The organism is Paraburkholderia silvatlantica, assembly GCF_003096715.1.
Classification (GTDB): domain Bacteria; phylum Pseudomonadota; class Gammaproteobacteria; order Burkholderiales; family Burkholderiaceae; genus Paraburkholderia; species Paraburkholderia silvatlantica.
On record NZ_QEOL01000009.1, the window covers coordinates 21,596 to 48,371 of the forward strand.

General features: G+C 67.1%; 22 protein-coding genes. 8 read left to right on the plus strand and 14 right to left on the minus strand.

Going from position 1 to position 26,776, the window contains the following annotated elements:
- Nucleotides 1–172: 172 nt before the first annotated feature.
- Complete coding sequence (locus C7411_RS14040) at nucleotides 173–433, plus strand: hypothetical protein (RefSeq protein WP_042260349.1); 261 nt, start codon at nucleotides 173–175, stop codon at nucleotides 431–433.
- A gap of 16 nt (nucleotides 434–449) precedes the next feature.
- On the opposite strand, the gene purU is transcribed toward C7411_RS14040, so the two are convergent.
- The gene (gene purU / locus C7411_RS14045) at nucleotides 450–1,433 is read right to left on the minus strand and encodes a formyltetrahydrofolate deformylase (RefSeq protein WP_373682588.1); all 984 of its coding nucleotides are present in this window, start codon (nucleotides 1,431–1,433) and stop codon (nucleotides 450–452) included.
- A gap of 170 nt (nucleotides 1,434–1,603) precedes the next feature.
- On the opposite strand from purU, the gene C7411_RS14050 reads away from it, so the two are divergent.
- Nucleotides 1,604–2,110 (plus strand): plasmid fertility inhibition factor family protein, encoded by a 507-nt coding sequence (locus C7411_RS14050; RefSeq protein ID WP_110384889.1) that lies wholly within the window; start codon nucleotides 1,604–1,606, stop codon nucleotides 2,108–2,110.
- Nucleotides 2,111–2,132: 22 nt separating this feature from the next.
- Here C7411_RS14050 and C7411_RS14055 read toward each other — a convergent pair whose 3' ends face one another.
- Entirely contained in the window at nucleotides 2,133–2,885 is a 753-nt protein-coding gene (locus C7411_RS14055) for a LysE family translocator (RefSeq protein WP_243413155.1), read from the minus strand.
- 138 nt (nucleotides 2,886–3,023) lie between these two features.
- Here C7411_RS14055 and C7411_RS14060 point away from each other — a divergent pair, with 138 nt between their 5' ends.
- Nucleotides 3,024–4,295 carry an NAD(P)/FAD-dependent oxidoreductase gene (locus tag C7411_RS14060; RefSeq protein WP_110384890.1) on the plus strand — a complete coding sequence of 424 codons (1,272 nt, stop codon included), beginning with the start codon at nucleotides 3,024–3,026 and terminating at the stop codon, nucleotides 4,293–4,295.
- Between the two features lie 70 nt (nucleotides 4,296–4,365).
- On the opposite strand, the gene C7411_RS14065 is transcribed toward C7411_RS14060, so the two are convergent.
- The 12 genes from C7411_RS14065 to tssB all read right to left on the minus strand — a co-directional run bounded on the left by C7411_RS14065 (nucleotide 4,366) and on the right by tssB (nucleotide 17,573).
- Nucleotides 4,366–4,785: an ester cyclase gene (locus C7411_RS14065; protein WP_110384891.1), complete on the minus strand. Its 420-nt coding sequence runs from the start codon at nucleotides 4,783–4,785 to the stop codon at nucleotides 4,366–4,368.
- 285 nt (nucleotides 4,786–5,070) lie between these two features.
- Complete coding sequence (locus tag C7411_RS14070) at nucleotides 5,071–5,721, minus strand: transglutaminase-like domain-containing protein (protein WP_110384892.1); 651 nt, start codon at nucleotides 5,719–5,721, stop codon at nucleotides 5,071–5,073.
- A gap of 86 nt (nucleotides 5,722–5,807) precedes the next feature.
- Complete coding sequence (locus tag C7411_RS14075; protein ID WP_110384893.1) at nucleotides 5,808–6,203, minus strand: DUF4280 domain-containing protein; 396 nt, start codon at nucleotides 6,201–6,203, stop codon at nucleotides 5,808–5,810.
- Between the two features lie 33 nt (nucleotides 6,204–6,236).
- Complete coding sequence (locus C7411_RS14080; RefSeq protein WP_110384894.1) at nucleotides 6,237–6,782, minus strand: toxin-antitoxin system YwqK family antitoxin; 546 nt, start codon at nucleotides 6,780–6,782, stop codon at nucleotides 6,237–6,239.
- A gap of 7 nt (nucleotides 6,783–6,789) precedes the next feature.
- Nucleotides 6,790–8,778 (minus strand): type VI secretion system Vgr family protein, encoded by a 1,989-nt coding sequence (locus C7411_RS14085; protein ID WP_110384895.1) that lies wholly within the window; start codon nucleotides 8,776–8,778, stop codon nucleotides 6,790–6,792.
- Nucleotides 8,779–8,825: 47 nt separating this feature from the next.
- Nucleotides 8,826–11,474: a type VI secretion system ATPase TssH gene (gene tssH, locus C7411_RS14090; protein WP_110384896.1), complete on the minus strand. Its 2,649-nt coding sequence runs from the start codon at nucleotides 11,472–11,474 to the stop codon at nucleotides 8,826–8,828.
- On the minus strand, nucleotides 11,471–12,619 hold the full coding sequence (gene tssG, locus C7411_RS14095) for a type VI secretion system baseplate subunit TssG (protein WP_110384897.1): 1,149 nt from the start codon (nucleotides 12,617–12,619) through the stop codon (nucleotides 11,471–11,473). The genes tssH and tssG overlap by 4 nt, the downstream gene beginning before the upstream one ends.
- Nucleotides 12,583–14,370 (minus strand): type VI secretion system baseplate subunit TssF, encoded by a 1,788-nt coding sequence (gene tssF, locus C7411_RS14100; RefSeq protein ID WP_110384898.1) that lies wholly within the window; start codon nucleotides 14,368–14,370, stop codon nucleotides 12,583–12,585. Before tssF ends, tssG begins: the two co-directional genes overlap by 37 nt.
- Nucleotides 14,354–14,848, minus strand: a complete 495-nt coding sequence (tssE, locus tag C7411_RS14105; RefSeq protein WP_110384899.1) for a type VI secretion system baseplate subunit TssE — start codon at nucleotides 14,846–14,848, stop codon at nucleotides 14,354–14,356. Before tssE ends, tssF begins: the two co-directional genes overlap by 17 nt.
- A gap of 12 nt (nucleotides 14,849–14,860) precedes the next feature.
- Nucleotides 14,861–15,364, minus strand: a complete 504-nt coding sequence (locus C7411_RS14110) for an Hcp family type VI secretion system effector (protein ID WP_110384900.1) — start codon at nucleotides 15,362–15,364, stop codon at nucleotides 14,861–14,863.
- A gap of 136 nt (nucleotides 15,365–15,500) precedes the next feature.
- Complete coding sequence (tssC, locus tag C7411_RS14115) at nucleotides 15,501–16,976, minus strand: type VI secretion system contractile sheath large subunit (RefSeq protein WP_110384901.1); 1,476 nt, start codon at nucleotides 16,974–16,976, stop codon at nucleotides 15,501–15,503.
- A gap of 21 nt (nucleotides 16,977–16,997) precedes the next feature.
- Nucleotides 16,998–17,573 (minus strand): type VI secretion system contractile sheath small subunit, encoded by a 576-nt coding sequence (gene tssB / locus C7411_RS14120; RefSeq protein ID WP_110384902.1) that lies wholly within the window; start codon nucleotides 17,571–17,573, stop codon nucleotides 16,998–17,000.
- 557 nt (nucleotides 17,574–18,130) lie between these two features.
- Here tssB and C7411_RS14125 point away from each other — a divergent pair.
- The 5 genes from C7411_RS14125 to tssA all read left to right on the plus strand — a co-directional run bounded on the left by C7411_RS14125 (nucleotide 18,131) and on the right by tssA (nucleotide 26,192).
- Nucleotides 18,131–18,625: a type VI secretion protein gene (locus tag C7411_RS14125; RefSeq protein WP_110384903.1), complete on the plus strand. Its 495-nt coding sequence runs from the start codon at nucleotides 18,131–18,133 to the stop codon at nucleotides 18,623–18,625.
- Nucleotides 18,626–18,726: 101 nt separating this feature from the next.
- Nucleotides 18,727–20,091, plus strand: a complete 1,365-nt coding sequence (gene tssK / locus C7411_RS14130; protein WP_110384904.1) for a type VI secretion system baseplate subunit TssK — start codon at nucleotides 18,727–18,729, stop codon at nucleotides 20,089–20,091.
- A complete protein-coding gene (locus C7411_RS14135) occupies nucleotides 20,084–21,145 on the plus strand; it encodes a DotU family type IV/VI secretion system protein (RefSeq protein WP_165822805.1) in 1,062 nt (353 codons plus the stop codon). The genes tssK and C7411_RS14135 overlap by 8 nt, the downstream gene beginning before the upstream one ends.
- Nucleotides 21,142–25,086 carry a type VI secretion system protein gene (locus C7411_RS14140; RefSeq protein ID WP_110384906.1) on the plus strand — a complete coding sequence of 1,315 codons (3,945 nt, stop codon included), beginning with the start codon at nucleotides 21,142–21,144 and terminating at the stop codon, nucleotides 25,084–25,086. The genes C7411_RS14135 and C7411_RS14140 overlap by 4 nt, the downstream gene beginning before the upstream one ends.
- Nucleotides 25,083–26,192: a type VI secretion system protein TssA gene (gene tssA, locus C7411_RS14145; RefSeq protein ID WP_110384907.1), complete on the plus strand. Its 1,110-nt coding sequence runs from the start codon at nucleotides 25,083–25,085 to the stop codon at nucleotides 26,190–26,192. The genes C7411_RS14140 and tssA overlap by 4 nt, the downstream gene beginning before the upstream one ends.
- Nucleotides 26,193–26,776 lie beyond the last annotated feature (584 nt).

Genomic DNA, 26,776 nt, shown 5'->3' on the forward strand with positions numbered 1-26,776 from the left:
TGTCGTTTTCCGCCATCGATCTTCGCAAAAGCGAAATCCTGAAGGAATACGCGCCGCATGGCGGGGCGGTTCCGCCGTCCTGGCGCATTCGTTCTAGCGGCGCCGCCGCGGCTTTGGTCAACTCGCCAGCGGGCACATGGCCCACTCCGCCCCATCCACGAGACCTGCCGTCATGCCGCGCACCGCCACTGTCGAACTCAACAAACGCGCCGGTCACGGCGATGCCGAAGCCGCGCTCGCCCTGCTGGAGCAGAGCATGGCGCGCGGGCACGGGCGTATCGGCCTGCTGCGTTATCTGCAGGCGCGTTGCGTGGGCGCCCCGCTCGCGCGGCGGCATCACGACTATGCAGAGCGGGTGGCGAGCCGGATGAGCGAGGGCGCGTTCGCGGCGCTGGTAGCGCAGGCGCAGCGCCGCCACAGCATGGCGGCGTGAACGCCCACGCGCTCGCTCACAGCACGACGGTGCGGCCGTCGTTGATGAAGACCCGGCGCTCGAGAAATACCCGCACGGCGCGCGCGAGCGTCACGCATTCGACATCGCGCCCGACGGCCAGCAGACGCTCGGGGTTCAGCGAGTGGTCGACCCGTTGCACTTCCTGCTCGATGATCGGGCCTTCGTCGAGATCGTCGGTGACGAAGTGCGCCGTTGCGCCGATCAGCTTGACCCCGCGCACGTGCGCCTGGTGATAGGGGCGCGCGCCCTTGAAGCCCGGCAGGAAGGAGTGGTGGATGTTGATGGCGCGGCCGGCCAGCTTCTGGCTCGTTTCGTCGGAAAGAATCTGCATGTAGCGCGCGAGAATCAGCAGCTCCGAACCGGTCGAGGCGAACAGGTCGAGGATGGCGTTTTCCTGTTCACGCCGCGTTTCAGGCGTAACGGGGAGATAGTGAAACGGCAGGTCGTGCTGCCTTGCGAGCGGCTCGAAGTCGCGGTGATTCGAGGCAATGCCCGCAATGTCCATCTGCAACTCGCCCATGCGCCAGCGAAACAGCAGGTCGGCCAGGCAGTGTTCGAGCCTGGACACCATGATGAGCACTTTGGGACGCACCCGCAGGTCGTGGATGGCCCAGGTCATTTCGTGCCTGCGCGCGACGCTCGCGAACCCGTCCCTCAGGCCCGCGAGATCGAAGCGCTCGCTTGCGCCAGTCTGCACAACCTCGTGAAAGACGCAGCGCAGGAAGAAGCGTGTGCTGATGTCGTCGTCGAACACCGTGAGTTCGTCGATATAGCCGCGGTTCGCGTCGAGAAAGCCGGCGACCGCGGCAACCTGCCCGGCGGCGGCGGGGCAGGACAGCGTGAGCACGTAGCGGTGCTGCGGGTTTTCTGTGGGCATGCGCGTTCTCCTCGTGTCGTGGTGCGTCCGCTGCAGCTTGTGCTTCGTGCCGCGGCGCTGGCTTGATGGCGCAAGTAAGCCATCAATCGGCGTGTGCCACATAGAACCCACGCGCTGTATCGCGAGAATGAATTCGCCAACCCGGCGACACACCTGCGCCAACGCGCCGCCAGCATGAAGAAGGGCACTTTTGCCCCTATGGTTGTCGCATTCCTGCTATCTGCTGCCTTTTTCTTCGGCAAGCATGAGCCTGCGGATCATCTGGAGCGGAGATGGAGAGTTACCTGGGTTTGCAGGCGAACGCGTTGAACGGGCAGCGTGCCGCGCTTTTTCGCGTGCGCACATCGGTCGCCGACGTGTATATGTCGGTGAGCCGCTCGAACTACGGCAACGAGGAGCGGGCCGTGGTCGAAGTGGATTGCGCGCGCTTCCTGAAGCTCTGGCGGGACGGACCACGCGGCGAGCACACCGGGCTCGCAAACGGAACGCCGCAGACATGGCGCGCCGACCCGCGCTTCGAACTGGCGGCCGAGGGTTTCAGCTTCGGCGAGCAAGACCCTGTGCCGCTTGCGGAAGTCAGTTGCCGGGCGAGCGCCGCCGTACCGTACGTTGCGTTCACTGACGGTGTGATGCGGACCCTCTGGCTGGCCGCCTACGCGGCAAAGTCCTTTCCGGTGGAATGCGGCGCGACCGACGCCGAGGCGCTGCAGCGCCTGGCAGGCACGGCTGGCAGCCGCTGGTTCAGCGTTGCCGAACTCGTTCCGCCGCAAATCGCTTGAGCCCGGGAATGGGACGATAACGTCAGTGCGCGAGCGCCCACATGAGCGACACCGAAAAGGCGCCCACCACGACGGACGCGCAACGCTGGAAGAACGCGGGTCGAATGAACGGCGCACGGCCGTTGCGCGGCGCAGCGCCAATGGCGATCCACGTCAGGCCAATCGGAATCAGCAAGACTGCGAAGATCGCCATGGCCTGGAGCCACGTGATGACACTCGCGAACGCCACGGACGGAAAAATCGAACCGGCGAACAAAATGGCCTTGGGATTGAGCACCGTGGCGCTGAACAGCGTGCGCGTGCTGACCACGCCGCTGGCCGACGTTTCGATCGAGTTCGCCGTGAACCAAAGGCGCAAGGCAAGCCACGCCAGATAGAGGCTGCTGGTCACGCGCAGCACCTTTGGCAGCCAGCCGAGCGATTGCGACGCATGGGTGAAGCAAAGCCCCCAAAGGGTAATCGACACCAGGTAGCCGGCCAGTTCGGCTGCGCACAGATGCGCGGAGCGCCTCAGGCCCTGCCTCAAACCGGCGGCGGCGAGCAGGGTGTTGGTCGGCCCCGGCATGAGCAGCACGATCGCGCAGCCCGAGGCCATCAGCCCGATGGTGGAAATGGGAAGCATGGGGGGGCGAGGGGAATAGGGGGCAGGATTATTGAAGGCAGACTGCAGGGCGACGATGCGGCGCGAGCGGAAAGCCTCGGCCAGCAGGCGAAATGACTTGCCCTGACCGTAACCGACATCGACGATTTCGGGCGCGTCGGGAGACGCGAGCATTGTAAATGCACGGGCGCAGCGCGGGGTGTCAAAATCACGGTTTCGCGCAGCGCGGTGCGCTTGCATTGGACATACAAGCCGTAACAGGACGTGACAGAACGTAACAGTGCGCGTCAGGACGCAGAGAAGGATATGACGATGGAAAAGAGGATTGGAGAAGCAGTGACGGCGCCACCCGCTCGACGCGAAGCCGTCGACGTGGCGATCATCGGTGCGGGCCCCTCGGGCGCGGTGGCTGCGGCCCTGTTGCGCAAGGCCGGACGCTCGGTGCTGGTGCTCGAGCGCCAGCATTTCCCGCGCTTTTCGATCGGCGAGAGCCTCTTGCCGCAAAGCATGGCGTACCTCGAAGAGGCCGGCATGCTGCAGGCAGTGGTGGAGGCCGGGTTTCAGTACAAGAATGGCGCGCATTTCGTGTGGCGCAACGAGGTATCGTCGTACGACTTCCGCGACAAGCATTCGGCGGGCTGGGGCACGACCTACCAGGTGGAGCGCGCGAAGTTCGACGAGCTGTTGATCGGCTGCGCCGCGCAGCAGGGCGCCGAAGTGCGCTTCGGCCACACGGTGACGGGCATGCGCACGGGCGACGCGCCGGTGCTGGAGGTGATCGACGAAAACCAGGCGCGCTATGAAGTGCACGCGCGTTTCGTACTCGACGCGAGCGGATTTGGCCGCGTGCTGCCGCGCCTTCTGAATCTGGAGGCGCCCACCGGCCTGCCGACGCGAGCCGCGATCTTCAGTCATGTGCGCGACGGGCTGCCGCTGGACGCCTTCGATCGCAACAAGATCTGCATCGCGACGCACCCCGAGCACCGCGACGTGTGGTTCTGGATGATCCCGCTCGCGGGCGGCCGCTCGTCGGTGGGCTGTGTTGCCGAAGCCGCCTTCCTCGATGTCCCGCAAGCGCAGCGCGAGGCGCGGCTGCGCGCGCTCATTCGCGAGGAGCCGACCCTGAACCGCCTGATCGGCGACGCGCCTTTTCTCATGCCCGTGAACCAGATCGGCGGCTATTCGGCCAACGTCGAACGATTGCACGGGCCCGGCTTCGCGCTGCTCGGCAACGCGGGCGAGTTTCTCGATCCGGTGTTTTCTTCGGGCGTCACCATTGCGCTGCGTTCGGCACATCTGGCCGTGAAGGTGCTCGAGCGCGCGCTCGGCGGTGAGGTCGTGGACTGGCAGGCCGAATACGACGTGCCGTTGCGCAAGGGTATCGACACGTTCCGCGCCTTCGTCGAGCGCTGGTACACCGGCGAGTTGCAGGACATCATTTACTACCCGCGCCAGACGCCCTTGATCCGCCGGATGATTAGCTCGGTGCTGGCGGGCTACGCGTGGGACGAGAGCAACCCGTACGTGGCGGAGCCGGTGCGCAGACTCACTTCGCTGCATGAGGCGTGCAAGCTGTCGTTGTAGCGATCGATAAGGGCTGCATGCCGGGTTGGCGCCTGCGACGGGTCGCAGGACCAACCCGGTTCTCGCGGTTTCACTGGCCCGGTGGACGAACCGCGCCTAGCTGGATCATCAGCCCAAGCGTATCCATGATGAGGCGGGTTTCCTTGATCCTGGCATCCTGAAAGCGGTCGACGACCATGCCCCATACCTTGACGGAGCGCCCCGTTGCGTCCACGCCCAGGAACGTTCCCCTGTGCGTGCCTGTCCACTCGAAGCGGGTCAGCACGCGGTCGCCTTCTGTGAGTTGTTCCTCGACGCGCCAATGCATGTCAGGGAACGCGGCTCGCATCCCTCGCACGACATCCTTAAGGCCCTCGACACCCGGGCCCTGGCCGGGGAACGGCACCTGCTCGACCATGTCCTCCCAGAAAAACTGGCCTGCGGCGTCGATCTGCCCTTGATTCAGGACTTCCTCGATAAACGCGCGGACAATATCGCTTGACTCATGCATGGAATGAACGCCTCCTGGCGGGCGAGAGTGCGAAGTGAAAGCCGGTTGCTGCAGAGTAGACGGGCAAGCGCAACGACGTACGCAAGTGTCGCGCGAGAACGTGCGGTGGCGCACATTCGGGGCTTTGGCGTCAAGCTACGGAATGCCGGCGCTGGCGGGAAGCCTGCGATCCGCGCGTGCCGCCGAAAAAAGTCACCGCGTCGCGGGACTTTTCGCGGTAATTCGATACTCGCTCACCAATCAGAACAAGCCGCGCAGGACGCGACCGCCTTTCAGCGCCAACGCTCAGCTGACATCCATTGGAACGTAGTAATTCATATAGCTGCCGTTCGCCGTGCAATATTGATGGTCGTAAGTATGCCCGGACGGGGGAACGTTATTTGTCCAGTTTGATTGTTCAATCGCATTTCTTTGAACCCGCACCGCACCGACGAATGCCTGATATTTTGCCGAATTGAAGGCCTGGCCTTTGCAATCCTTTTCGGCAAGGTGGTTGAGGGTCGACCCACTCATGAAGTGATCTTCAAACAGCACGGCCTGGGCTTGAATGGGCCATGGGTCCACCGCCACACATTGACCGATGTTCCACCCGGACTTTCCCACAATCGCAAAGCTGTGGCCGGGCCCGGTCACCCACGCCACGCGGAACTGAGCCGGCAGTCGTTCTCTGCACATGACATACGCTATCGCTCCGAAGTGGTCGCAGTTTCCGGCGCCCGCCGTTACTGCGGCGAGAGCGGTGTGCCTCGGTTTTGCGTGGTTATAGAAGCTGTAGGCGAGCCCCGTGAGGACCCGATTTTCCCCAAGCGGGAACATCTGGTCGGCGGCCTGCTGATTGCCACTCCCAAAAGGCAGAAGCTGCTTTGCGGTTGCGATGATGTCATCGCCGGTATTGAGCAGCGTCATCTGGTCATCGGTTACGGCCTTGCCTGGCATGATTAGCCTCCATTCGAGCTGGTCAGAAACATCGAGATTTCGCGTCGCGCAACGCGCCTCCCGCGCGGCACGTCGAAGAACGATGCCTACGGAACAAGCGTAGACACCTGCCCCGGCTGCACCACCTTGATCACGCCGCCCCAAATGCAAACGAGGGTAGCCTGAGCATCCAGCGTCGGCATCGCACCCAGCGTCACGGTTGGCGCGCCGCCCGGAATCCACGGCGACGGTGTAGCCGGAACGCAGGGCATGGGCGTGAACACCCCCAGTGCCGCTGCGGTCGCGGCAATCACCGTTGGGTTCGCCGGGCTCTGGCACAGCGCGAACGGCGTGATATTGGCGATGGGAATCGAATCGGCAATCGTCGCAGCGGGCACACCGCTCACGAGCACGCGATTGAGGGGTAGAACGTTCAGCGTGCCCGGCGCGCCGCCAAACGAGCATTGCAGCGTGGCGCCGGCGCAAACTTGCGGACTGGTCATGGTGTCCCTCCTTATGCGTTGCCCGCGGCAGAATCAGACCGAAGACGGATTAGCGAGCGATTGCCACCATTGCTTCCAGCGCGGCAGCGGCTTGCCGTCCGCCGCTATCGGGCGGCGATCGTCCGTATAGCGTTGCGCCGCTTCGAGCGGCTTGCCCGCGCTGAACGGTTGCCGCAGCGCCAGGCAGCCATTCGGATGGAAGCGCTGCAAGACACCATGCAGTTTGCCGTTGCGGTAGTGCGCTTCTTCGAGCAGCGTGCCGTCGGCCAGCCACGTGCGCGAAACGCCGTGCAGCACGCCGTGCGCGTAGTGCGTCTCGCGCTGGACCGTTCCATCGGGGAAGTAGAAGCGCGCCTTGTCGTCGAGCTTTCCGTTCGCATACTGCACCTGCGCCGAGGGGTTACCCTCCGGATAGAAATAAGTGGCCGGGCCGCTGAGCGCGCCATTCGCGTAACGCATCGTCGCAACGGGGCGTCCTTCCGACTCGATGCGCACGGGGCCGTGCAGCGCGCCGCCCAGCGTCGCGCCCTCGATGCGCGTGTCGTCGCGTTGTATCGTGACAGGCTGAATCGTCTCCATGCTCGCCTCAGTTGATCTTCACAATGCCGCCCTTGACCACCAGCATGCCGCCGCCGTCCACCGTTTGCTGTACGGCGCCCTTGTTCGTCACGCTTTGCGCTTCGTTCGAGAGCGTGCCGTCCGACTTGTTGGTCAGCGACGTCCCGGCCTGATTGGTGAGCGACACACCGGCCTGATTCGTGAGCGATGCATCGCTCTTCGCTGTGAGGTTGCCCGTGCTTTGCAGCGTCAGCGTGCCGCTCACCTTGATGGTGAGGTTGCCGTCCACGGTGAGCGTCATGTTGCCCGTCACCGTCTGTTCGAGGTTGCCGCCCACCGTGCGCGTCTCGTTGCCGCCGGCTTTCACGATGCGTGCGCCTTTGATGTCGACAGTTTCGTCGCCCGTCTTGACCGTCGTGGTGCGGTTGCCCTGTTCGACCGTGAGCGTATCGTTGCCTTCCTTGATCGTATGCGCGCGGTCGTTCTTGATCGTGCTCGTTTCGTTGTGGTCTATGGTCCACGTGGCGTCGTTGATCACCCTGGCGTTCAGGTCCTTTTGCGCCTGCAGGAAGATTGCTTCGCTGTCCTGCTTGTCTTCGAAGCGGAGTTCGTTGAAGCCGTTGCCGCCTTTGGAGGTATTCGTCTTGATGCCGGACTGCGTCTGGTTGTCGGGCAGCGTATAGGGCGGCAGGTTCGCGCCGTTATACACGCTGCCCGTGATGAGCGGCCGGTCCGGGTCGCCGTCGATGAAGGTCACCACGACTTCGTCGCCCACGCGCGGCATGAACTGCATGCCAAAGCGCTTGCTCGCCCAGGGCTGCGCCACGCGAATCCAGCACGAACTCTGTTCGTCGTTCTGGCCGTCGCGGTCCCAGTGAAACTGGACCTTCACGCGGCCATACTGATCGGTCCACAATTCCTCGCCGCTCTTGCCGACTACCGTGGCGGTCTGCGTAGGCATGAAGGGGCGCGGCGTCGTGCGCGCGGGGCGCCAGGCCGTCGCAAACGGGAACGCTTCGAAGCGGTTGCGATAGTGGTTGTGATCGGCTTCGTGAATCACGCTGCGCACGACCCATTCGACGTTGGCGTCGCTGGATTCGTGATCGGCCAGCGTAAAGCGGCAGCCTGGCGCGAGCGCGCGGCAATCGCTTTCGCCAATGAGGGTCCGTGCGGGCGTACGCAGCGCGTCCACGCGGTGCTTGGAGAGCGTGGAGCCATCGCTGCTGGTGGCGTAGCGCCCCGGATACTCGTAGACGCTGTGTCCGTTCGATGCCGCCTGTGCCTGCGAATAGAGTTGTGCGGCCGGCGTCTCCCACGCGTAGTCGGTGTGCGAGAAGAGACCGCTGGCCGTCTCTTCGACGACCTCGCAATGGACAATCTGCGTCGATTCGCGCGTGCCGGCCGTGCCGCCTGTGTAGTGCAGTGTCGCGTCGCCGGGCAGGGGCGTGAAGGCGTCGTTGCTGTCGGCGATGACGAGCGTATGGCTGCCCGTATCGTGGCGGAAGAAATAGAACCAGCCTTCCTCTTCACACAGGCGGCTCACGAACGCGAAGTCGGACTCGGCGTACTGCACGCACCATTCGCGTGCAGCGGCCGTGCCCGTGACGGAGAAGGAATAGTCCGTCAAGCCGTGCCCCCCGAATACGGCCTGTATGATCTCCTGCGCGTTTTTGCCCTGAAATATGCGGTTGTTTCGCGAGAGCGTGAGCAGCCACAACCATGAACGCAGTTCCAGGGTGAAGTGGCTGGCGTCTATCGTCGAGGGCAACTGCGCGGCACGCGTGCAGACGGCGTCGATGAGGCGCGGCGACTCGCCCCACGCGAGCGAGAGCGTTGCATGGCTGCCCGTCATGCCCGAGGGCGCCGGCGGCGGCAATCCGCCGTGAGCGTGGAGCGTCAGCGTGGTGGGAGCGTCCAGCGCCTCGCGCGCATCGAAGCGGGCGGGAAAGAGCGTGCTGAACGCGCTGCCGGTGAGGCTGATGCGCGCATCGGTGTCGGCGGAAATGGGGCGGTTCATCGCGGGGATCGGGTTGAGTTAAACGGCCTGGCGAGGCCCGTGCATCGTCATTCGAGTGCCCACTGCGCGAGCGTGCCGACTAGTTCGTTCATGAGCACGTTGTCGATCTCGCGCGCACCGCCCGCGGCACGGCAGCGCGCGAGCACGGCGTCGATGATCCTGCTGTCGAAAGCGAACTGCTTGCCCGTGGCGTCGCGGTAGCGCATGCGTAGCTGCTCGAGCTTCTTTTCGATGATGGTGCGCAGCACCGCATCGTCGAGCGCGGCATAAGGCACGGCGGTCATGCGTGCGAGAAACGCCGGGCGAAACGCGTGCAGCAGTTCTTCGTGGAGCCGCCGCGCGAAGGCGTCGGTGGCAATCGTGGCGGCGGGCGTATTGAGCAACAGCTCGGCGCCGACATTGCTGGTGGCGAGGATCACCGTGTTGCGAAAATCCACCACGAGGCCGGTGCCGTCTTCCATCACGCCCTTGTCGAAGACGTTGTAGAACGCTTCGAGCACGTCGACATGTGCTTTTTCGATTTCGTCGAGCAGCACGACGCTATATGGGCGCCTGCGCACGGCCTCGGTGAGCTGGCCGCCGCTCGCATAGCCCACGTAGCCCGGCGGCGCGCCGCGCAGCTGCGAGACGGCGTGCGCTTCCTGATACGCGGCGAGGTCGATCACGATGAGATTGCGCTCGCCGCCGTAGAGCGCATCCGCAAGCGCGTAGGCCGTCTCGGTCTTGCCCACGCCCGTCGGCCCCACGAGCAGGAACACGCCTACCGGGCGCAGCGGGTCGGCAAGTCCCGCGCGCCACGCCTGGATGCGCATGGCGATGCGCTCGAGCGCCGCGTCTTGCCCCACGATGCGCTGCGCGAGACGGCCCTTGAGCGTACGCACGGCGTGGGCTTCGTCGGCGAGCATCTTGCCCACCGGAATGCCGGTCCAGCTCGCGATCACGGCGGCGATGGCTTTCGAGTCCACGCAAACCGGGACCATGGGGTCGTCGTCGCGAATCGCTTCGAGCCCGCTTTCGAGGCGCGCCAGTTCGGCGGCGAGGTCTTCGCGCGGGTCGGCCGCCTCGTTGGTCTCGCTCGCGTCTGTGCTGTCTGGCGGTTCCTGCTGGCCGTCGCTGTCGCGAAGCGCTGTGTCGAGGGCGGTCAGGCGCGCGCGTACCGCGAGAATCTCGCGCACGGCAGCGGCCTCGTCACGCCAGCGTGCTTCCAGCGTCTCGACGAGCGCGGCGTTGTGCGCATGTTCGGCTTCGAGCGCGGCGAGGCGCTGCGTGTGGTTCGCGCCGAGCACCGTTTCCGTGCGCAGGCGCAGCAGTTCGTCGTCGAGCGCGCGCTGCCGGTGCCTGGCCGCTTCCAGTTGCGGCGGCGTGTCGTGCTGCGCGAGCGCCACGCGCGCGCACGCGGTGTCGAGCACGGCGATCGCCTTGTCGGGCAACTGGCGCGCGGAGATGTACCGGTGCGAGAGTTTCACCGCATCGACGATGGCGGCGTCGAGGATCGTCACGTTGTGATGCGCCTCGAACTTTTGCGCCAGCGCGCGCAGCATGGCGATGGCCGTGGGCTCGTCGGGCGCTTCGATCTGCACGAGCTGGAAGCGCCGCGCGAGCGCGGGGTCGCGTTCGAAGTACTTTTTGTATTCGAGCCATGTCGTGGCGGCGATCGTGCGCAGTTCGCCGCGCGCAAGGGCGGGCTTGAGCAGGTTCGCGGCGTCGCTGCCGCCTTCCGTGCCGCCCGCGCCGATCATCGTATGGGCCTCGTCGATGAAGAGCACCACGGGCCGGGGCGAGTGCCGCGCCTCGTCGATCACCGCGCGCAGGCGGCGCTCGAACTCGCCTTTCAGGCCCGCGCCCGCCTGCAGCAACGCGAGGTCGAGCATGCGCAGCGAGACCTCGGCAAGCGGCGGCGGCACGTCGCCGGCCGCGATGCGCAGCGCGAGTCCTTCGACCACGGCTGTTTTGCCCACACCTGGCGCGCCAACGAGCAAGGGGTTGTTCTGCCGCCGCCGCAACAGGATGTCGAGCATCTGGCGGATCTCCGCATTGCGTCCGATGATCGGGTCGATGCGGCCGGCCCGCGCTTCGGCGGTGAGGTCGAGCGTGTATTGGTCGAGCACGGCGGCCGACGGAGCGGCGGGCGCCAGGGCACCGGTCAGCGCGGGCATGCTCGCGTCGTCGTTCATGGCCGCTTCGAGCGGGGCGCCCGGCGGTGTCGACGCGAGCGGCGCCGCCGCTTCGATGGGCGCGAGCCAGACGGCGAAGTTGGCGCGCAGCGCGGCGCTCGCCACGCGCTGCAGCGTGGGTGCCGCATGCACGGCGCGCGCGCGCAGTGCGTCGTTTTCCAGCAGGGCGATGAGCAGCGTCGCCGCGAGCACGCGCGGCTGCTGGAGCACGACGGTGGACTGCACGAGCGCGTCCTGGAGCCACACGAGCAGGTCGGGCGAGAACGACGGCATGCCCGTGTTGCCGCGCTTGAAGCGTGCGATAGCGATGCGGATCTCGGCGCCGAGCGCGGCGCGGTCCACGCCGAAGTGCGGCAGCACGCACGCTAAATCGCCGCCCTCGGGTTCGGCGAGCGCGAGCAGCCAGTGCTCGATCTCGACCACGAAATGCGTTTCGCGCAGGCACTGCTGCGCGGCGCGTTCGAGGGCTTCGCGCGGTTCGCGCTCGAGGCGCGCGACGAGCGTCTTGAGATCGAGCGTCACGGCCCGGTACGCCCCTGAATGTCGTCGGGCGCGAGGCACGTGAGGCGCGCGGGCGCCGATTCGGCCGCGCCGGCCCAGGCGGTCCAGCCTAGCCTCAGCGGCGCATGCCGCGAGAGGCGTGCACGCGGCAGTTCGCCCGCGCCGAGCTGCAGTTCGAGATGCACCCTGAGTTCGGCGCCGAACCACTCGGCGGCGAGCGTTTGCAGCGCTTCGTGGGCGGGCGCGCCAGGCAGGAAGGCTTCGTACTGTTCGCGCCTGAGCGGCCCGAGGCGCACGCGGATGCCCTGGTGTTCGTCCCAGATCCTCGTGCCCGCGACGGCATCCTGGCCGAGCCGCCGGTTGCGCCCGCCGGAGCCGATCGCCGTGCGGCTCGCCGGGGGCAGCGTGCGCCAGCCGCCCGCGAACGGCGTGGAGCGCACGTGGACGCGGAAATGATGGAGCACCATGACGTCGAAACCCGCGAGCGAACGCCGGCGGTTCGCGAAGAGGCCTGTGCGCGCCAGTACGGCGCGTATATCGAGCGGCTCCGGCGGTGCTGCCGCTTCCCGCGCCGCCCGCTCGTGCCAGGCGAGCGAACTCAGCGAGGCGTTGCCAGTCAGCGCGCGCAGCACGACGTCGGCCGAGCGCTGCGCGGTGGCGGGCAGCGGCTCGGCGCTGCGGTACTTGCGCTGGGCACGATAGAGCAGTGCCAGCAGCCGATGCTGGAAGATATCGAGAAACGCCGCCGCCGAGCGGTCCTTGCGGCGCAGACGGTCCTGCAGCCATTCTTGCCAGGCACCGGGCAGCGGGCCGTTCGGGCCGCCCAGCGCGAACGCGTTGACCTGGAGCTGGGGCGGTCCCGCATGTGCGGATGGTGCGGATGGTGCGGATGGTGCGGATGGTTCCTCGCCAGCCTCAGGCGCAAACGCGAGCGAGCGCGGCAAGCCGCGCCGCAATGGCCCGAGCGCGCTCGCCGGAAACGCGGGAGAAAGATTGCCGCTCAACGCGAGCGCTTCCTGGCTTGGGTCGAGCCCGGTGCCGAGCGGCTGCGCATGCGGCTGCAACAACTCGAGCAGGCGCACGGCCTGGGTGAATTCGAACGCGTGCGGTTCGTCGAACAGCCGCTGCGTCAGAGAACGAGGGGGCTGCCCATCGTCGGCCGCCATGTGCGGATCTCCCGACCGTCGCGCACGAGCGAGGTCTGTACGAAACGGTTGACGCTCGCATAGAGCGAGAAGAATTGCGCAAGCACGCCGGAAAAGAGCACGGTGCTCGCGCCCACGAAACTCGCTTCGTCGAGTTCGATCCGCACGCCGAGTCCATTGCGCCAGCCGCGCCAGCGGTCCGCCCCGACATGCGCGACGAGCGGTTCGCTCGACACCGCTGCGAGTCCCGCGATCTGGCGCTGCGAGGGGGCATGTGCGCCGAGATTGTGGAGCATGAGCATTTCGCGCAACGACGGTAGCGCCTGCGGCCCTTCCACGATCGACGTGTGATTGAGCACGAGTTGCGAGACGAGGCGCCAGCGCGACGTGCCGTCGAGCGCGGCCACGATCTGCGGCGTGGGCCGATGCGCAATGCGCACGCTTGCCACCGGGCCCGGCACTTCGAACGATAGCGCGGCGCCCGGTGCGAGCCGGTGGGCCAGATGACGGTTGGTGCACAAGAGGTCCGCAGTGAGCGTGCGCGCCGCGGGCGCGGCGGGATTGAAGCGCGTATCGACGAACGTGAGCATGATGTCGCTGCCGGGACGCGACGCATGCAGCCCGCTCACGCGCCGCGCGTGCCAGTACACAGCCGAATCCGCGCCGTGCATCGAGCCGTACCAGGGCGGCACGTCCGTCACCGTGCGGCCCGCCACGGCGCGCACGTTGCGCACGGCGTAGATCTCCGTGCCCGATTCACGATGCGCGTCGGGACTCACGCGCATTTCGCGCGCCGTGCCGTCGGGCCGCAACGGTTCGGAGGTGCGCGCGAACAAATTGAGTGCGGGAGCGCAGCCAAGCTGGATATCGTCCCTATGCAACGTGAAGCGTCCGCGCGGAGCCGCCGTGAAGCCGATCACGAGATCGAGGCTGTCGAGCGCATCGGCAGGCGGTTTGAACGGCAGATCGAAGAACGCGAACTTTTCGGGAAATGCAAAGTACTCGACCAGCAGACGGCAGGCCGGATGCGCGCCGTCTTCGAGCGGCAGGAGCGCGTCCTGCTCGTCGAAGCCAACCGGGGAGGGCAGTCCGCGTTGCGCGTGCAGCGTACCCTCGGGCATCTGCAGCCAGGCGGCGGCGCTGTGCGCGCCGAGCAGATCGTAGAGCGCGGCGGAGGTGACGGGCGACCCCGCGAGGCGCACACGCAAGCGCTCGACCGGCAGCGCGCCCAGCTTGTGCGGCCCGCTGCCCTGCAGCGTGAGCCGCAGCGCAGCTTGCAGCGACGCATTGCCGGTGAGCGCCTGGGCTTCCTCGGCGTCGAGCAGCTGGGCTGCGGCGAGGGTGATCGGCCAGAGCGTGACGTCGCTGCTGGTGCGCCAGTGGATAGTCGCGCCGCTCGCGTCCACGTGCATGAGGGGCGTGTCGCGCGGCACGCGATACCCCGCCGCGATGCTGCCTTGCGTGGGGTCCGGCTCGAACTGCACGATCGTCATGGAGGGCACGGGCCGCGACGCGTAGGGATAGAACTGTTCGAGCAGGCCGTCCGTGAGCGTGGTGTATTCGTCGTCGAGCGTGCGCTGGATGCGGGCGGTCAGCACCGCGAAGCTTTCGATCAGCCGCTCGACGTTCGGATCGGCGCTCTCGCCGGGGCCGAGTTCGAGCCGGCGGGCGATCTTCGGATAGCGCTGCGCAAAGCCTTCGCTCGCGCGGCGCAGATAAGTCAGCTCGCGCTGGTAGTAGTCGAGCAATTGCGCATCAAGCGAGTCGTTCATCGACGATCCCGATGGACTGCGTTTCGCCGTCCTGCCCGGCGACGTAGGTGACGACGTGCTCCACGCCGTCGCTGCCCCGCAGCGTTCCCCGAATGCGCAGGCACAGGCGCCATGGTGCGGCAGCGTCCGGTTCGATCTTCACGCGCGGCTCGCGAAGGCGCGGCTCGAACGCGCGGATGGCCTCAGCCACTTCGCGCTCGATCACCGCCCGGTCTTCCGCGCGCGCGGCGCTTTGCCCGCTCCAGTCGGGCAGGCCGTAAAGCAGGACGTCCGGCGTGCGCGGCATGCGTGGCGTCCCGCGGCGCGTGTTGAGAAGGCGCAGCAACTCCGAGCGCACGGACGCGCGCAAGCCGGCCGCGTCGAGCGTGCGCGCGGCCAGCTCGTCGATGGACTCATGCGCATCGAAGGGCGCGTCGTCGGCCAGCCGCTCGAAGAGCGGCATCGGCGCGACGGCGATAAAGGCGCGGGCGTTCGCCACAGGCGCTGCGCGCTAGGCCGCCTTCACGACCTTGTTCGCGGCCAGGTCCCACGTGGTGGCCGCCGTGCCTTCCTTGGTGGCGTCGTCCTTCTGCGCGGTCAGTTCCCACTTGATCTTCGTGAAGTTCATCGAGAGCGTTTCCACGGGCTTGCCACCCGCGCCGCCCGACACGCTCACGTTGCTCAGCACGACATTGTTCAGCGTATAGGTGATGAACGGCATGATCTTGCCGTCGCTTTCGGCGGCGTTGCGGCCCACCACGACGGTCGCGCTCGCAATGGCCTTGCCGGAGCAGCAATACTCGTTGAGCGTGGGCGTGGCGACGTCGACGAACTTCGTCACGGTGAATTCGCCGAGATGGGGCTTGCCCGAGGTGCGCTCCGAGTTGCTGACGTCATTGGTGACCTGCATCGCCACGTTGTGGCTGTACGACATCAGCTCGATCTTGTCGGTATAGCCTTCCAGCGTGCACTCGCCTTTGATGTCGCTGCCCAGGTCGAGAATGATCGAATCCATGGTTTGCTGCTCCCGAAGCCGTAAAGAACCGCGCGGGCCGCGTGCGCGGCGCCAGGCGCGTTCAGGGACCCAGGGGCGCTCATGCGCCGCCCGGCCGTCGTCTCTTCATCGAAACCGCTTTTTTTCCGCGGGCGGATCAGGCGGCCGCCGGCGGCGGCAGCGTCGCCACGAGCCGGATCGAGGCAGTGAGTTCCTCGAGCTGGAAGTGCGGCCTCAGAAACACCGTCGCGCGGTACGCGCCGGGTTTGCCCGGCACCTCGGTCACGTCCACGCGCGCCTCGCGCAGCGGATACTGGGCCTTGATTTCCTGCGGCGCGTTGTCGTTGACGAGCACGTAGTCGGCAATCCACGTGTTCAGATAGCTGCGCACATTTTCGCGCGTCATGAAACTGCCGACCTTGTCGCGCATGATCGCCTTGATGTAATGCGCAAAGCGCGACGCCGCGAGGATATACGGCAGCATGGCCGAAATGCGCGCGTTCGCCGTGGCCTCGGGCGTGTTGTAGAGCGCCGGCTTGCAGGCGGTCTGGCCGCCGAAGAACACCGCGAGCCCTTCGTTTTTCTTGTGCACGAGCGCAATGAAGCCGAGCGAGTCGAGCTCCTTTTCGCGGCGGTCGGTGATCGCCACTTCCGTGGGGCACTTCATGGCCTTGTCGCCCGACGCCGTCTGGAAGATATGGTCCGGCAGGCGTTCGACCGCGCCGCCGCCTTCCACGCCGCGAATCGCCGCGCACCAGCTGTACTGCGCGAACGCGTTGGTGATGCGCTGCGCGAGGGCGTAGGCGGAGTTGCCCCATAGATACTTCGAGTGGTCGGTACCGTCCACATCTTCGAAAAAGTTCATGCCCTCCACCGGATTGCTGTCCGGATGATAAGGACGCCGCATCAGGACGTGCGGGAGTGTGAGCGCGACATAGCGCGAGTCTTCGCTCTTGCGGAATTCGCGCCAGCGGGCCATGTCGATCGTCTCAAAGACCTTGGAGAGATCGCGCGGCACGCCCAGCTCCGTGAAACTCGACATGTCGAACAGCTGCGGGTGCGCCGCAGAAATGAACGGCGCGTGCGCGGCGGCGGCGACCGAGGCGAGCTTTTCGAGCAGGCTCACGTCGGGCGTCTGGCGCGTGAAGTAGTAGTCGCCCACCAGCACGCTGAATGGAAATCCGCCGAACGTGCCGTATTCCTCTTCGTAAATCTTCTTGAAGAGCGCGCTCGTGTCGACGTCGATCGCTTTCTCGAGATCGTTCTGCAGGTCCTTCTTCGAAGCGTTCAGGAGGCGCAGTTTCAGGCGCGTGCCCGTTTCGGAGCCTTTCACCAGAAAGTGCAGCCCGCGCCACGACGACTCCAGCGCCTGCATGTCGGGATGGTGCAGCACCTCGTTGAGCTGCTCGCTGATCAGCTCGTCGATCTTGCGGATGTGATCGTTGATCATCGCCACCGTGTCGCGGCTGATGGTCATGTTCTTGTCGAGCACCTGCAGCGCGAACTCGGCGAGCAGCTCGCGTGCGTGCTGTTGCTGCTCCTCGTATTGCGCCATGCGTCCTTCGTGCACGATGCGGTCGAGCAGCGTGACCGTACCCGCCTGCGCGGTCGCGGCGGCCTGAATGTCGGACATGATCGTCTCCTCGCGTTGAGCTTAGCTGGCCGGCGTGTCACTGGAAGGGCTGGCGGGCGCAGGGGCCTCGCCCGCGGGCGGCGGCAGCTGCGCAGCCGGCGTGTCCTGCGGGTGCGCCGAACGGATCTCGCTCAACCCCTTCGGGTCGTGCACCACTTCCTGGAGAAGCTTGTCCAGTTCGTCGTTGCCGTCGAGCTTGGTGAGGAGGTCGCGCAGGCGCAGCCGCGCGTCGTAGAGCTGTTTGAGCGGGCCGATCTGCTGAACGATGCTCACGGGATCGAAGTCGTCGATATGCTCGAATTTCAGCTCGACGTTGATCTTGCTGCCGTCGGCGGCGAGCGTGTTGTCGACCTGCAGCGTCACGCGCGGCCCGATCGACTTCATCACGTCGTTGAAATTGTCGCGGTCGATGTCGACGAAGCGGCGCTCCGTCATTTTCGGCAACGGCTCGACAGGCTTGCCGGACAGGTCGGCAAGAATGCCCACGACGAGCGGCAGCTCGCGCTTTTCGATGGCATTGCCCGTTTCGACGTCGTACGTGATCTGGACACGCGGCGGTCGGTTCCGTTCGAACCAGTGCTGGGTACTGTCGGCCATGGTCACCTCGGTGGCGGTCGTTCTTCTATTGCATTGTGTAACGGGAGAGATGCGCGTTTGTCGTCAATCTGCCCTTTTCATGATGCGTTTTCTTTAAGACGACAATGCCCCGCAAAACGTAATTAAACGATTGCCACGTGCATTCCCGGTCCTTCAGAAAAAACACAGCTAAAGCATGCCCCGGATTCGTCAGACGAGAGCATTCACGGCGTCAAGCGTTCGCGCTGATCGGCTCTTCAACTTGTGCTTCGTCGCGCGCGTCGTGAAGTCGTGAAGATAGACGGTCACGACTTTAGGACAGTAAACGGGGAATTTCAAAGTATATTTACGGCGCATAGACTCATTGTCTTTCAAGTTTATTTACGGATTGTTTTTTGAATTGATCGATAAAAATCGTTATTGCAATGTCGCGTGGGGCGCTTGTAGACTACGCGCGAAACAGCTTGCGCAGGGCAAAACATGCGTCTTGATTAGAAATACGAACTAGCATGAATTCTCCTGCGCGCGGGCAGGAGGCATCGCAGACAAGAGGCGACGCACACAATGGGGATTGCGCAGTGATCACCACGTTATTCGCCGGCGCTTCGCGCGCAGCGAAGCCGTACGGCTGGCGCGCCGCCACGCTGGCGTTCGCGCTCGCGCAGGGGCTCTCGGCGTGTTCGTCGCTGCCCAAGGTACAGGTAGATACCCTGGCCATTGCCGTTTCCACTCAAGCGAATCAGGACACGCCCATTGCCGTGGACGCCGTGCTCGTGCGCAATCGGCAACTGCTCGACGCCTTGCTCGGCCTGCCTTCGGCGAAGTGGTTCGCGCAGCGCGATCAATGGCGCCGCGATCATCCCGAGGACATCGCGGTGGTGTCGTTCGAAGTCGTGCCGGGCCAGCAGATCGCGGCGGCGCCGTTTCCGTTTGGCGGCAAGCGGGGCGCGGGCGTGGTGGTGTTTGCCGACTACCAGACACCGGGCGCGCACCGCGTGAGGCTCGACAGGGGGCCCGCTCACGCGCTGCTGCTGCTCGGCGACCAGGATCTGAGCGTGCAGGCCGCGCATTGAGTAACGAAACTGTGTGACGCAACGGTGTCATACGACGATGTCATACGACGGCGCGGCAACACTGCACGACGACACGTTTAGCAATAGAAAGCAAACACATCATGCGAACTTCGTTTCCCGATCCGGTCTGCTGGTTCGACGGCATGCCCTTGCTGCCGCAGCATTTCCAGACCCAGGCGCTGCACGCGGCGGGGCACGCCGCCTTGCTCGCGGGCGCCGCGCGGGCGCATTACTGGGGCGTACTAACGCTCGAGCACGACGCCGCGGGGCTCGCCCAGGGTCTCGTGCGCATCAGCGCGCTGGAGGCGATTCTGGCCGACGGCCTCGCCATCCGCCACACGCCGCACGATCCCGTCCTGGAGATCGACGTGAGCCACGCATTCAGCGCGCCGGACGAGGAAGTCACGATCTATCTCGCGGTGCCGCCGCTGTATCGCGGCGGCCAGCTCGATCCGCAGGCCGGGCGCTACACGCAGCGCGAGAGTCCGGACGTTCCCGATCTGGTCTCGGGCGGCGAGCCGGCTTCGATCACGACGTGGACGCCGCGCCTGCATCTCATGACGGATCTCGGGCGTCACGAATTCGACCGCTTGCCGCTCATGCGCGTGAGGCAGCAGGGCGGTGGCGTGGCGATCGCGGACTATGCTCCGCCTTGTCCGTTCGTGCGCGCCGACTCGGTGCTCGGTCAACGCGTGATGCAGCTGCTGCTGCGCGTGCGCGAAAAATGCGTGTTCCTGGCCGGGCGTCTGCAGGCGGCGCAACGGGCGGAAGAGCGCGACGACGCGGGCCAGATCGAGCGCCAGCTTTGCGCGCTCTGGAGCCGCCTGCCCGAAGTGGAGGCGACCCTCGTCACCGGCATCGCGCATCCCGCCGAACTGTATCGCGCCGTCGCCGGCATGACGGGTGCGCTCGCGGCGCTGCGTCCCGCGCGTGGCGTGCCCGCATTCGCGACGTTCGATTACATGGCGCTACTCGCGTCGTTCGATCCGCTGCTCGCATGGGCGGACGAAGCGCTCGCGACGATCCGCCAGGGGTATCGCGTGCGTGCATTCACCGAGGAGGGCGGCAGCTTCTGGATCGCGCCGCCGTTCGAAAGCGGCGGCAACGTGGCGCGCGAACTGGTGATCGGGTTGCGCATGCCGCCCGACGCGGGCGAGCACGACGCTAGCGTGTGGCTCGATCATGCCGTCGTCGCGTCGCGGCCCTACGTACCCACGCTCGCGCGCCAGCGGATGCGCGGCCTCGCGCGCCGGCGGCTCGCGCGCGAGGAGCGTGCGGCCTACGCGACGGGCGACGACACGACGCTCTTCGCGGTAGCCGTGGAGGATGCGTGGTTCGACCGAGCGCAGCCGTTGTGCATCGAGGTCCGCACGACCGTGCCGGGCCGCGCGCCCTGGGCCGTGCAACTCTTCACGCCCACGGACGCCGACGACGGCGCACGCCAGGCGGGAGCCGATCATGCTTGATGCCAGCGGCCAGAGCGACGAGCGCCTGCCGCTCATGCGCGCGTTCGTCGTGGCGTTCGCGTTCGCGGAGAACGTGCGCCTGCGTGCGGTCGCGCAGGCAGCGAATGCAGCCGGCGCGGCGAACGCCGCGAGCGCCGAGACGCTTGCGGATCCTCAGCGCGATGCCAACGCGCTCGCCACGCAGCTGCAGTCCGCCACACGCAAGCTCGCGCGCGACGCGATGGCCTGGACCGGCGCGGCGGGCGAAGCGGACATTGCCGCCGCACAGTACGCCTATGTCGCGCTGCTCGACGAATTGCTGCTGTTTTCGGCGTGGAACGGCGCGAGCGCGTGGGAAACGTATCCGCTCGAAGCGCGCATTTTCGGCACGCGTGCGGCGGGCGAGCGCATTCCGGCCGCCATCGAAACCTTGCTCGCGCAACGCGATCCGGCGCAGCGCGATCTCGCCAACGTCTATCTCGCCTGCCTCACGCTAGGCTTTCGAGGGCGCCTGCGCGGCGAGGCGGGCGCCTTGCGTCACGACCAGTTGCGCCACGCGCTGTTCGCGTTCGCCATGCAGCGCGACCCCGAACCCGACCGGCTCGGCGCGCCGCTCGAGCGCGCCGCGCTGGCGCCGCGCGAAACACGTCCGCTCACGCAGATGTTTCCCGACCGCGCCCGCCTCGCGCTGTTCGTGGGCGGCGGATTCGCGGTGCTGCTCGGCGTGTCGCAACTGCTGTGGCTCTACGCGACGGCGCCCGTGCGGCCGTCGCTCGAACAGTTCGAAACCGTGTCGATGGCGCAGGGGCGTCCGGCGCAGGCGAGCCATACGAGCACAACGGGCATGGTGCTGCCGCACGCACGGACGGTGCGCAGATTGAGGCCGGCGACTGTGCCTGCCGATGTTCAGGCCATGCCGCAAGCTCAGGACATGCCCGCGGTGCCGACGGTTTCCACGCTGGCGCCCGACACGCTCGCGCTCGCGGCACGGCGCATCGTCACGGTGAGCGCGCAGGGCGCCGACGAAGCCGGCGAGAACAGCCAGGACGCCACGCCGAGCGGAGCACGGCCATGACGACCACACTGATAGTCGTCCTGATTGTCCTCATCGCGCTGTTGATCGTGGGGCTCGCGGCCGCGCTCGTCGTGCGCTGGGTGCGCGGGCGCGACGAACGCAGGCCGCTGCGCAACTTCTCCGCCATGATGCGTACGGCGCACAACGCGATGGGCGTGCGCGATCCGTACTCGGTGCCGCGCGTGCTGGCCACGGGTGCACCCGCGGCGCTCGACGCGCTGGCGCTTGGCTGGCGGCTCTCGCCCGTCGGCGAACCGTCCTGGTTCGGCAGGCTCTGGCACGACGCCGAAGGCATTCTGATCGCGGAGCCCGGGGACTCGCTCGGCGCGCGTGCGGCCGCCGAGCGCAGGCGCGGCTCGACCGGCGGGCGTTTGCTGCGCGGCCTGCTGCGCAACCGGCCGGGCCGGCCGCTCGACGCGCTCGTGTGGGTGATCGCGCTCGATGCGCTCGTCGACGAAAGCGGGACCGCGCGCGGAGATACCGACGCGGCGCTCGAAGCCTCGCGCACGGTGCTCGCGCTGCAACGTCAACTGGGCCAGATGCTGCCGCTCTACGTGGTGGTGACGGGCTGCGATGCGCTGCCGGGCTTCGATGCGCTCGCGGCACGCCTGCGCCGCGAGCGCATCGAAACGCCGCTAGGCTGGGCCTCGCCGTATGCGCCGCGGCGCGCCTTCGAACCCGCGTGGGTGGACGAAGCCTTCGCCGACATGAGCCGGGCGCTCGCGGCGACGGTCACGGAAATGGGCACGCTCGACGGCGCCCTGGACGGCGACGTGTTCCTGCTGCCGCAGCGCCTCGACACACTGCGCGAGCCGTTGCGCGAGTACATCGAGCCCACCTTGCGCGGCGCCGCCGACGGCACCGCGCCGCTCATGCGCGGCATCTGGTGCGTGGGTGCGATGCCTCAGGCGCAGGAGCGGGCGGAGCCCGCCATCACGAATACGGCGCGCAGCGAGGCGCGCGCGGCGCCGGCCTTCGCGTCGCGTCTCTGGCACGACGTGCTGATGCCGGGGCAGGGACTCGCCCTCGCCATTCCGCGCGTGCTCGCGCTGCGCATGCGGCGGTACCGTATTGCCACGTTCGCCGCGATCGCGCTGGGCGTGTGCTGGTGCGTGGGTCTCGGCGTCGCCACCTGGCACGTGCGCAGCGATGCGCGCTCGCTCGCGGGCAGCTACGACGCGCTCGCGCTCGCGAGCGCCGCCTGGCACGAAGCGGGCGCGAGCAGCAGCGAAAAGGCGGCGGCGAACGCGCTGGGCAGCGCCGCGAACGCCTTCGTCAAGGTGCCGCGCTGGCAGCTCGCCACGCCGTTCATGCCGCTTTCGTATTTCGGCCTGCGCCGCCGGCTCGACGAGGCGCAATACCGCGTGCTGAGCGGGCTCGTGTTCACGCCGTTGCGCGCGCGGCTCCTCGGCCGCCTCGCCGATCTGAACTGCGACGGCGCCACCGGGCCGGGCGGCAACGCGAGCCTCGCGGCCGCCGCGCGGCGTCCCCAGGACCTGCCCGAGTACACGCGGGGCACACGGCTCGTCACGAACGCGGCGCAGACCGAGCGGCTGATCACGAACTACAACGAACTGGTGGAACGCGATTCGGGCAACACCGTCATGCTCGCCCAGCTCATGCGCGGCGCGGTGGGCGTGAGCTTTGCGCCCGATCTCGTGGCCGACCGCGCGGGGCTGGACGACGCCGTGCGCGCGACCGCGGTCGAGGGCGGCGAGCTGTCGTTCGACGGCGCCGAGGCGCGCGCCGCCCAGGCGCGGGCGAGCGTGTGCTTCGAGGACACCTTCGATCGCTGGTTCGACGACATTTATCAGGACTCCTCGCTCACGACGAACGCCGCGCAAATCCAGGCCATGCTCGCCGATCTCAAGGCGCCCGGCGCCGTGCCGACCACCGCTTCGCTCTCCGAGCTGGCCACGCGCATCGACACGCTCGCGACTCAGGTCGACACCGCGGACCACGGCTGGGCGGGTACACACGGGCAGGAACTCGTGCCGGGACTCACGGCGACCTTCGACACCGCAAAGGGGCTGCGTCTGATCGGCGCGACGCCCGTGGCGAGCGTGCTGGAGCACGAACAGAGCGAACAAAGCGCGTTTGCGGCGCGCTGGCTCGCAAGCGGCAACCTGCCTGGCGTGCTGGCCTCCAAACCCACCACAGGACTGCAACTGGCGCCGGACCTGCTGCCGCTGCGCGACGCGTTGCGCACCCTGCTCGGGCAGTCGTTCGTCGCGGGCGAGGGCAGCGCGTCGGCCGAAATTCGCGGTGTGGATGCCGACTCGGCGCAGCGTGCGCTGGCGATCTTGCCGGCCTACAAGCAATACTCCGCCGGTCTTCTCGCCCAGGCGCCCGAAGCGTGGCGCGGCGCGCTGCTCGCCGCGGCGGGTAACGCGACCGTGCACAGCATGGTGGCCGCGCTTTCGGCACCGGTTGCAACGGCGGCAACGACGGGGACGCCGGCAGCAGGCGCGCGCAATGTCGCCTACACGCCGCAGACGCAGGGCGCATCCTTCGACATCCTGCGCAAGAACGCGACCGACCTCGTGGAAGCGTTCGACTCGCTCGGCCGCGCCGATCTCGCGCAAGCGGTCGCCCTGCGCGTGAGCGACGCCGCGCTCGACGTGCTGCGCTCGACCGACGTGCAGCTGCAATCGCTCGAACCGTTTCGACCGCTGCGCGGCGACTTCTCGGCGTGGAACGGCAACGCCGGCGGGTCGATGCGCGCATTCGGCGCCGCCACGCCTGAAGCGCTGCAAACCTACCTTGCCGCGCAGTCGAGTGCGGTGGCGGATACGGCCACGCTCGCGTCGAGCGCGCTCGACTGGCTGACTACGCAGAATCCGCCGCTCTCCACCGCGGACGCGCGACTCGTGGCGCGCTGGAAGGCGCTCTTCGCGGACCTCGCGCAATACCGCGCCCGCAGCCCGGCGAGCGCGCTGGTGGCGGTGCCGTCGATCATCTCCAACCAACTCGACAAGATGGACCTCGACACGTGCGGCGCCTCGCTCGCGCAGGTGGACGTGCCGGGCTCGGGCGACATCGTCGCGAGCGCGGGCGCTCGGCTCGTATCGTCCGCGCGCGAGCGCTGCTACCGGCTGCAGATCGGCACCGGCGGGGAGGCCTACGAACAGTTGCGCAGCTATTTCGCGCGCTATCTGGCCGGCCGCTTCCCGTTCTCAGCCGATGCGAACGCGCAGGCCGCCGACCTGCGCCAGACGGCGGCCTTCGTGGCGCTGCTCGACGCGAAGCTCGCGGACGCGCAACGCGGCATGAGCGCCGCGGCGGCCAGCGGCGGCTCGCAAGCGCTCGCGCAGCAATTTCTGGCGAAGCTCGCGCGCGCGAAGCCCTGGCTCGACGCGCTGGTGGCGCGCGGCGCGGACGGCGCGCTCGTGGGTGTGGATGTGGCGGTGGATTGGCGTATCGATCGCGCCGACGAAGCCGGTGCGGACCAGGTCATCCAATGGTCGCTCGCGAGCGGCAGCCAGACGCTTGCCTGGCCCGCCGCGGCTGGCACGCCGCTGCGCTGGGCGCCGGGCCAGCCTGCCGCGCTGAGCCTGCGCTGGGCGAAAGACGGCCCGTGGCGGCCCATGCAGGACGCTTTGCAGCCGACGCTCTCGGTCGACGGCGAAGCGGCCACATGGGCGGCGAACGACGCGTGGTCGCTATTGCGCCTCGTGCGCCTGCACGCGGTGCCGGACGATGGTCTGGATAGCGGCACGGGCACGGGCAACGCGCGCATGGTGCTGAGCGTGCCGGTGCGCGACCGCAACGGCGGCACGCAAACGGCGCGCATGTTCATGCGCGTGGGGATGACGGGCGCATCGAAAACGGCGCTCGCGTGGCCCGACTTGCCGTACGCGGCGCCGGGCTACAGCGCATACGGCGCCCCTGCGGTCACCTATGGACCGTATCCGTCGAACACACAGGCAGGGCGCGGATGAACCCGGCATTCGACATCAAAGCACTCGTTCAACCGATACCGGGCGGCGCGCCGGCCGGCGTCTCGCTCCTGCACGACGCCGCCTTCGACGCGATCAAGGCGGCTCGGCGCGAGGACGATCCGGCATTGCCTGCGGGCATCTGGCAAACCGCGCTCAAGGTCGCCGACTGGGCTGCCGTCGAAGCGGGCTGCGAGGACCTCCTCGCGCGCCGCAGCAAGGACTTGACGCTCGCAGCATGGCTGGGCGAGAGCTGGCTGCATCGGTATGGATGTATTGCCTTGCCGGATAGCTTCGTCTTGCTGAGCGAATTGTGTGCGCGCTATTGGGACGACATTCATCCGTTGCCGCGCGATGGCGATCTGGGCTTTCGGGCCGCGCCGCTCGCGTGGGTTGCCCAGCAGTATCCGACCTTGCTCGGCGGCAGGATCGCGTTGTGCGCGGGGCCTGACGGATCTGCGCTGACGCTTGCGCGTTGGCAGGGCGCGCAGCGCGAGGCTGTTGCGTTGAAGGACCGCAAAGATGTGCCGGCCGCGAAGCGCGAGGAGGCCGCACGCGTGGCGCAGGCGTTGGCTCAGGCTGCGCATGCAGCGGAGCCTGCCGCGTTGCGCGACCAGTTACAGGCGCTGCGCGCGGCGCGCGTGCCCATCGTGAAACTCGATGCGTGGTGCACGCAGCGGCTCGGTGCGGAGGCGCCGTCGTTTGGAGTGCTGCTGGAGACGCTGGAGCGCATGGAGAGTGTGTTGCGCGACTGGCTTACGGCGCATCCCGAGTGGGAGGACATATCGATGGTTGAGGTCGCAACGATTCCGGAACACGCGGTGGCTGAACCTGCAGCGGTTCAGGCTGCTGCGGCTGGCGCGGTGCAGGAGCAGGCTGGCCCGCGGAGACTGGACGCGCCTCAGTCGCGCGATGAGGCGTATCGGTTGCTCGCTGTCGTGGCGGACTACCTCATGCGGTATGAGCCGCATAGTCCTGTGCCTTATATGCTCAAGCGTGCGCTGGACTGGGGCGGCAAGCCGTTGCCGGAACTGCTGGCCGAGCTGATGGCCGGTGAGCGCGGCAGGGCGTTGGGGGCGGCGCTTGGGTTGCTGCCTGAGAGTGAGTAAACGTTGGCGCGTTTGGGTGCCTGACTGTTTGGACTGCTTTGGCATTTCCTTGAATTCGCGTCGGGGCGCGGGCGTTGCCCCTGTGCGGGGCGGCACCTACTTTTCTTTGCAGCGGCAAAGAAAAGTAGGCAAAAGAAAGCCGCTCACACCGCCAATGCCTGCCACAGTTCACCTCTGGCCGTGATCGCCAGTGGCTCCGGAGCGTCTGTCACCTCGCGCCACTCAAGCTAGTGACAAAGCACTCATCCGTTCCCGCTGCTCGCTACGCGCGCAGCGGTCGGGCCTGCAAGGGAAACCGATCTGTCTGCCAGGACTCGGGGTTTGGGTTATGCCCTTCGGGGCGCGCAGCGCCGCCGGAAGCATGAGCGCCTTGTCACTCCGTTTGTGGGCGAGTGGTGACAGACGCTCCGGAGCCACTAGCTGGGGCGGCGCGAGGTGAACCGTGGCTGGCACTGGCGGTTTGAGCGGCTTTCTTTGCCTACTTTCTTTGCCGCCGCAAAGAAAGTAGGTGCCGCCCCGCACAGGGGCAACGCCCGCGTCCCGACGCGAATTCAAGCTACAACCAACCCGCGGAGGAACCGCAA